The organism is Bacillus sp. ISL-4 (genome assembly GCF_018613275.1).
Taxonomy (GTDB): Bacteria; Bacillota; Bacilli; order Bacillales; family DSM-1321; genus Peribacillus; species Peribacillus simplex_E.
Genome location: NZ_JAGGQN010000065.1, coordinates 1 through 5991, shown reverse-complemented (window position 1 = coordinate 5991; position 5991 = coordinate 1). Strand labels below are relative to the sequence as shown.

The following is a 5991-nucleotide window of genomic DNA, read 5'->3' as shown; positions in this document are numbered from 1 at the left end:
GTTTGTCTTGCATTTTAAAATCCATATTAAGGTTCCTCCTAAGATTTTGAGTTAGAGTGATGTCTTACTCATATCTTACTGAGGAGCCCTATTTTTTTCAAAGCTGAAAAATAACGAACTACAGGAATGCTAACCTGCCCCTTTAGTTCCATAATAAAAGGAGCTGCTGATCAGCTCCTGATAATGAAGTAAGCACCCGTTACTTTGTGACCGTATCGCTAAGATTGAGGGCAGTAAGAATGAATTTGAACGATTCCAAGCCCCAGTATTAACACTGAATAAGGAGGAGGAGGAAAATATCTTTGATAAGCTTATTCATCTGTTTGACGGGGTTGTTGTGGAGGGTGAAATTCAAGAGGTCAAAGAAGAAGAACCAATTGACCAGCTGAAACGCTGGATCGCAAACACTGGTGAGCTCCGAGTAAATGAGTTAGCAAGATTGATAGGTTTAGGGAATAATAAGGTTCATGCCATGATGGTGGAATTAGTAAATGAAGGGTATTTGAAGAAGGAAGGCAGAAGTTATGCCATTAACGTGAATGATGAAGAATTGGATAAATGGAGGGATAAGGAATGATACCTTTTACGACTGCATTGATAATCCCTGTTGTAACCTTCTACGCAATGATCAAAGGAATCGATTATATGTATAGTGAAATGACTGGAAAAGAAAAACCGATTACGTCCATTAACTTTCGCCAATGGAAGGACGGATGGGGATGAATAAAAAATTAGTAAAATGTAAGTCTGCGTTGATAGAATAATTGAACATAAGCAGAAGGGTTCGAGAATCTTTAAAAGATCTCGAACCCTTCTGTTTTAATATGTGAGTGTCCAGTCTAGTTTACGGGATGCGTGAAAAAAAAACGAGTGAAAATATAATTTCTGGTAATCAAAGTTTAAGAGATTTTTACGAATAAAAAAAGTGAAGAAGGAAAACCCTTTAGAGTGGCTAATATGAGTTAGCAACAAACCTACATTGACATGTCATTGCGCTTGTTTTTATGAGAGATATATTTTTTCGGTATCGCAACATTATACGGCACATTGCTATGTCCGTAGCTACGATGAATCATCATATACAGTATACCAATACCTACAACTATGACTCCTGAAACGAGCACGATATAGTTATCATACCAAGGTGCATCTGGCGTTCTTGGCCAACACATGTTGATCATTGCGATGATTCCGTAGACAAGCGCACCAATATTGACGGGCAGTCCCCACTTGCCCAATTGATACTTACCACTTGGCTTCCATCCTTTTAGTCTAGCTCGAAGTGCAGCAAAGACAACCATTTGGAATCCAAGATAAATGCCAAATGCCGCAAAACTGATTACCTTTGTGAGCGCATCTGTAGACACTTTTGATCCAAGCACAATGAGGGCTGGGACAATTGCGGCAAGAAGCAGCGCATAAGGTGGGATGTGACGAGCAGCCGAAAATTTCTTTAACAATCGGCTTCCTACAATCATGTCATCACGGCCATACGAATAGGCAAGTCTGCTTGCTGCCGCTTGTAAACTCATTACACATGAAAGGAAAGAAATCAACACAATACCCAGTACAATCTTCGCGCCAACAGCACCAAATGCATCGTTTAGCAAGGTATCAACAGGCGTTACGTCCTTACCAGCGATAACTGCTGGGATATCAGCAACTGATAGTACTAAAGCAAGGCAAACAAAAGTTGCTGCAGCACCGCCAATGTAAATGGTCCGACGCATTGCCTTTGGGATAAGAACACCTGGATTCGGTACTTCTTCAGCAACATCACCACAAGCTTCGAACCCATAATATTGAAAAATTCCAATTAATCCAGCTGCTGCAAATGCATACATGTAGCTATGACTACCTTGAGCACCAAAAGAATCAAAGAGCACATCAAGACCGTGCACCCTTTGTGTGATAAGCAACCAAAATCCAACTACAAGCGCACCGATAAGTTCAGCAGCAAAACCAATAACTGCTGCAGCTGCGAGAACCTTTGTGCCAAGAAAATTGATGATAGTCGATAGTGCAAGAAGGACTACTGCACAAAGAATCGCGGAGTCCACCGATACTTCAAAACCCAAAACTTGTGCTAGATAAGGTCCAGCTCCGTACGCGACACTGGCAATCGTCACAAGCAAGGCCATTAAGTAAACCCAGCCAGTCATCCACGCCCACTTGCGCCCCCATAGTCTTCGTGCCCAAGGATAAACTCCTCCTGCAACAGGGTATTGTGCAACAATCTCACTGAAGACAAGTGCGACTAGTAATTGTCCGAGTCCAACGATGAAAAAACTCCAAATCATAGGTGGGCCACCTTGCGCAAGTGCGTATGCAAATAGTGAGTACACACCTACTACAGGTGAAAGATAAGTGAACCCTAGCGAAAAGTTTGCCCACGGACTCATGTCGCGGCGAAATTCAGATTCATATCCAAGCGATGCCAGTTGTGCAGCATCGCTATCATAATGTTCTGACGCAGAACCTCCAATTTTTTTATTCAGATTTTCTTGCATATTTGAGCCTCCTTAAAATGGTAGATATATTCTTATATGCAATTGCTGCGCCAATATAAAAAATAATATAAATATTCAGTTAATTACACTTTGATAGAGGTAAATTTTACAACTAAATTTCAATTTTGATATTTTGTATTCAACTCTGAAATAATTTTAAGATGGGGGATAGGGATTTTATGCCAAATAACTTCCATCTGTTATTACTTTTTAATCATTAATGCATAATTTATTCATAACTTCATAGGAACGTGGAACTGTTGGGCAGAACCCTAGCTTTTTAGTAAGTAGTTCAGATAACGTGGAGAAAAAGCCAAATAACAAAGTAAATAACATACGAATTGGCAAGTTAAATAGCAGATTAAAAAACAATATAATTAGCATAAAAAACACTTGAGTACCCAAGTGTTTTTGGTCTTTAATGTGTAATTCTTGTTCAACTAACGCACCCGTTAGTTTAAGTACAAATCTTCACAATCTCATTTTTCTACTATAGGTAAAATAAGGAGTTGCCTCAACAACTCCTTGTTCAACTCATAAACCCTTTAGTTCAATTTTAGATTGTCTTTCCATATCTCACTAAAACGTGCCACAATAGTTTTAATTCCTGAAGTATCTCCTTATAAGTTCCGCGATCACTCCAAGATACTGGATTGCGTTTCAAGTCCATTACAGCAGATCCAATTATGTTCGCATCGATAAAATTATTTTGTGCAATGCGTTTTGCCAAGGAAGTCATTGATAAACCCCTAAAATCAGCAGGAACCTCGTCTACCATAAGTACAAAACCCATGTGCCAATATAGATCAATAGAATACTTAAGGCATATTTGTTCCATTGTTCTCCCTACATGAGTGTCCTTGAATGAAGGATCTGCAACAAGCACTTCCACGTCTTCTTTAAGTGAAATATCCCCATGAACTTGGGCTTCAAGATAGTGGTTAAGATTGCGGTTTGGCTCTTTGTTTGCTGGATCCATAAACGGGTTTTCTAGGTTAACCAGTAAATGATTGATTAATCTTGCTGGCGTCAGATTTCTTTCACCGATTGCAAAATCTCTTAAGAACGCCTCTTCCAAGAGTGCAGCCAAAATGATGTCAAACTCTTCATAAGTACCCTTTTCTTTTGGGTCTTGATGCGAATCCAAATACGTGTAGGTGGAACGATATGAGACCTCAGGGGAAAGAATAAAATAGCATGATCCAAAACGTGGAGCAGGCCCATCTGGATGTAACATCAAATTAAGTGCCCCATATTTAGGCCGTTGGTTATTGGTTGTGCCCTCCAGTTGATATGCTCCTCCAAAAATTCTCTTCTCCCAAATGTCGCGTTCACCACCAGAGTATGCGGATACGCTGCCATTAGATAAAAATGTTTCAAACTGGCTCTTATATATTCCCTGCTCAAGCAGTGCTTCAGCAACGCTTTTCATAGTCGAATCTGGTCTATCTGGATGAAAATGTAGGCCAATCTTTGCGTGAGTCTTTAAATTAACAACAGCATTTTCAAATATCTTATCCGAGATATTTGACATTTTTAATATGTGATTAATGGTTGCTTTAGCTTGATGTTTATGGTTCCTTGCATACTTTGTAAAATGCTCTAAAGCAAATAGTTGTGACATTGATAATTTCATGAACAGATGAGTCTCTCCTTTTATTAAATTGATCCTAATTAATTCAATGAAAAGTTTGTTTTTCCCTTCTTATTCAACTAATCTGCCCCGATAGTTGCATAAAGAAAAAGTTACCTTAAAGACAGCTCTGATCTTCAGCTAAAGCATCCGTTAGCTCTTTAAGACTTATTATAGAGTTGACACAAACTGTGCAATAGGAGGAGAAAGTCTCTCCCTAAGATTATTTGCCTTTCGGAGCTTCTGAAACCCTTCCTTGCGACCCGGTGGCTTCAATGTTTTCCTGTGCTCTCCCTCTAGAGCCACAGATGAGTTTTAATTTCACTTAATCATTGCCTTAATTTATTTTGGAATCTATGTATATAACTCTTAACAATATCAAAACCTATGACTAGCAACACATTATATTCATAGGAGCTGACAACATGGCTAGAAATAACAACAATAATCAATTAGTAGTTAATGGTGCAGAGCAAGCTCTAGAACAAATGAAATACGAAATCGCTAGTGAATTCGGTGTTACACTTGGCGCTGATACAACATCTCGTGCAAACGGATCTGTTGGTGGAGAAATTACAAAACGTTTAGTGCAAATGGCTGAACAACAATTAGGCGGAAGAACTCGTTAATCGAAATCATATGTATTGTTAGGGATAGTGATTGGACTATCCCTATTTATAATTCTCCAAATCAAAAAAGAAACAGAAACATCAGTTGCTGTTATTTTGCTATGTCGCAGTACGAGGAAACTGTACTACACATATCCATACAGTCCTATTGTGAAAGCAAACGTCATTCACTGTGCGTTTTCACTAAGCTACCTCTCTAGTTACATAAAAAAAAGGCTGCCGCAGCAACCTCCCTTATTGAAGTAAAGCACCTGTTAGTTGATTAAGGATATTTTATTTTTTTAACTGTTTATCTAAATATACAAGAAATACTCTTTGAGATTTTGCCCTTTTTATAATTCTTTTTACACGCATTGTACTTTGTAAATACCGCCTAACATTTCTATTTACAAAAAACAATCGATGATAATTTTCATCTTCGTATATATCTTTAAACCAAGTATGATTTTTCAGCATTTCTATATTTCGATCAATTCTTCGAGTATCCAAAGAATTATCCCCGAATCCTGCGGAAAGAATGCCTAAAAGAAAATCTATCATAGCTTAAGTATCCCCCTGTTATTGAAGTAAAGCACCCGTTAGCAACAAAAAAAGAGCTAAGATTTCCCAGCTCTTAGAAGTCATTATCATTTGCTTGAAAACAATTTAATATCAAGGATATAATTTATATGCAATAGCTAAAGAATTCATCTTCAGCTATTTTCTCAAGAGAAAAAAGAGCTTGGTTTTTTCTAAGCTCAAATTGTTCTTTCTTCTTAATTAATGCCTCGTCTTTTCAAAGAATACTGCTTGTCCATTTTGTTGTTGTAAAAACCCAAATGGAACTGATGAGTTTTCCACCATATTTTGGTCTTCTGCAGATACACGAATAGTGGCATTCTCTTTGTAAATCGGTGCGTAATTGAAAGGTACATAAGGTACAATTTTAGATTGAGAGGCTGCTTCGGCATTGCTAAAATTATAATTTATAAAACCGAGGGACAGTGAAAGAACACCCGCAAAACAAAAAGTCGGAACAATTTTATTACGTTTTTTCAAATGAAAAATCCTCCTAATACTTCGTTTTTACTACTATACATATTTTACCACAGAAAAAATATGTTCCCTATTTATTCCATACAAAAATTATGATAGACAAAGAATTCGGTAAAAATGGATAACGGCACCTTTTACTAAGTTTAATACTTGTTTAACTAAACTCCCTCAATAAAGAAAGCAA

At 37.7% G+C, this 5991-nt stretch carries 7 protein-coding genes; 3 read left to right on the top strand and 4 right to left on the bottom strand.

Annotation, left to right across the window (positions count from 1 at the left end; translation table 11 throughout):
* Positions 1–337: 337 nt before the first annotated feature.
* Together J7J00_RS25975 and J7J00_RS25970 are read left to right on the top strand one after the other, a co-directional pair.
* The gene (locus tag J7J00_RS25975; RefSeq protein WP_214795835.1) at positions 338–577 is read left to right on the top strand and encodes a helix-turn-helix domain-containing protein; all 240 of its coding nucleotides are present in this window, start codon (positions 338–340) and stop codon (positions 575–577) included.
* A complete protein-coding gene (locus J7J00_RS25970; RefSeq protein ID WP_214795833.1) occupies positions 574–723 on the top strand; it encodes a hypothetical protein in 150 nt (49 codons plus the stop codon). Before J7J00_RS25975 ends, J7J00_RS25970 begins: the two co-directional genes overlap by 4 nt.
* A 251-nt stretch (positions 724–974) precedes the next feature.
* Here the strand turns inward: J7J00_RS25970 and J7J00_RS25965 are convergent, their stop codons facing one another.
* Both J7J00_RS25965 and J7J00_RS25960 read right to left on the bottom strand, forming a co-directional pair.
* Complete coding sequence (locus J7J00_RS25965) at positions 975–2510, bottom strand: APC family permease (protein WP_214795832.1); 1536 nt, start codon at positions 2508–2510, stop codon at positions 975–977.
* Between the two features lie 556 nt (positions 2511–3066).
* Positions 3067–4146 (bottom strand): DUF3626 domain-containing protein, encoded by a 1080-nt coding sequence (locus tag J7J00_RS25960; RefSeq protein WP_214795831.1) that lies wholly within the window; start codon positions 4144–4146, stop codon positions 3067–3069.
* A 422-nt stretch (positions 4147–4568) separates the two neighbouring features.
* On the opposite strand from J7J00_RS25960, the gene J7J00_RS25955 reads away from it, so the two are divergent.
* A complete protein-coding gene (locus tag J7J00_RS25955) occupies positions 4569–4772 on the top strand; it encodes an alpha/beta-type small acid-soluble spore protein (protein ID WP_034315006.1) in 204 nt (67 codons plus the stop codon).
* Between the two features lie 273 nt (positions 4773–5045).
* Here J7J00_RS25955 and J7J00_RS25950 read toward each other — a convergent pair whose 3' ends face one another.
* Together J7J00_RS25950 and J7J00_RS25945 are read right to left on the bottom strand one after the other, a co-directional pair.
* The gene (locus tag J7J00_RS25950) at positions 5046–5312 is read right to left on the bottom strand and encodes a hypothetical protein (RefSeq protein WP_214795830.1); all 267 of its coding nucleotides are present in this window, start codon (positions 5310–5312) and stop codon (positions 5046–5048) included.
* 219 nt (positions 5313–5531) lie between these two features.
* The gene (locus J7J00_RS25945; protein ID WP_214795829.1) at positions 5532–5810 is read right to left on the bottom strand and encodes a hypothetical protein; all 279 of its coding nucleotides are present in this window, start codon (positions 5808–5810) and stop codon (positions 5532–5534) included.
* Positions 5811–5991: the final 181 nt, after the last annotated feature.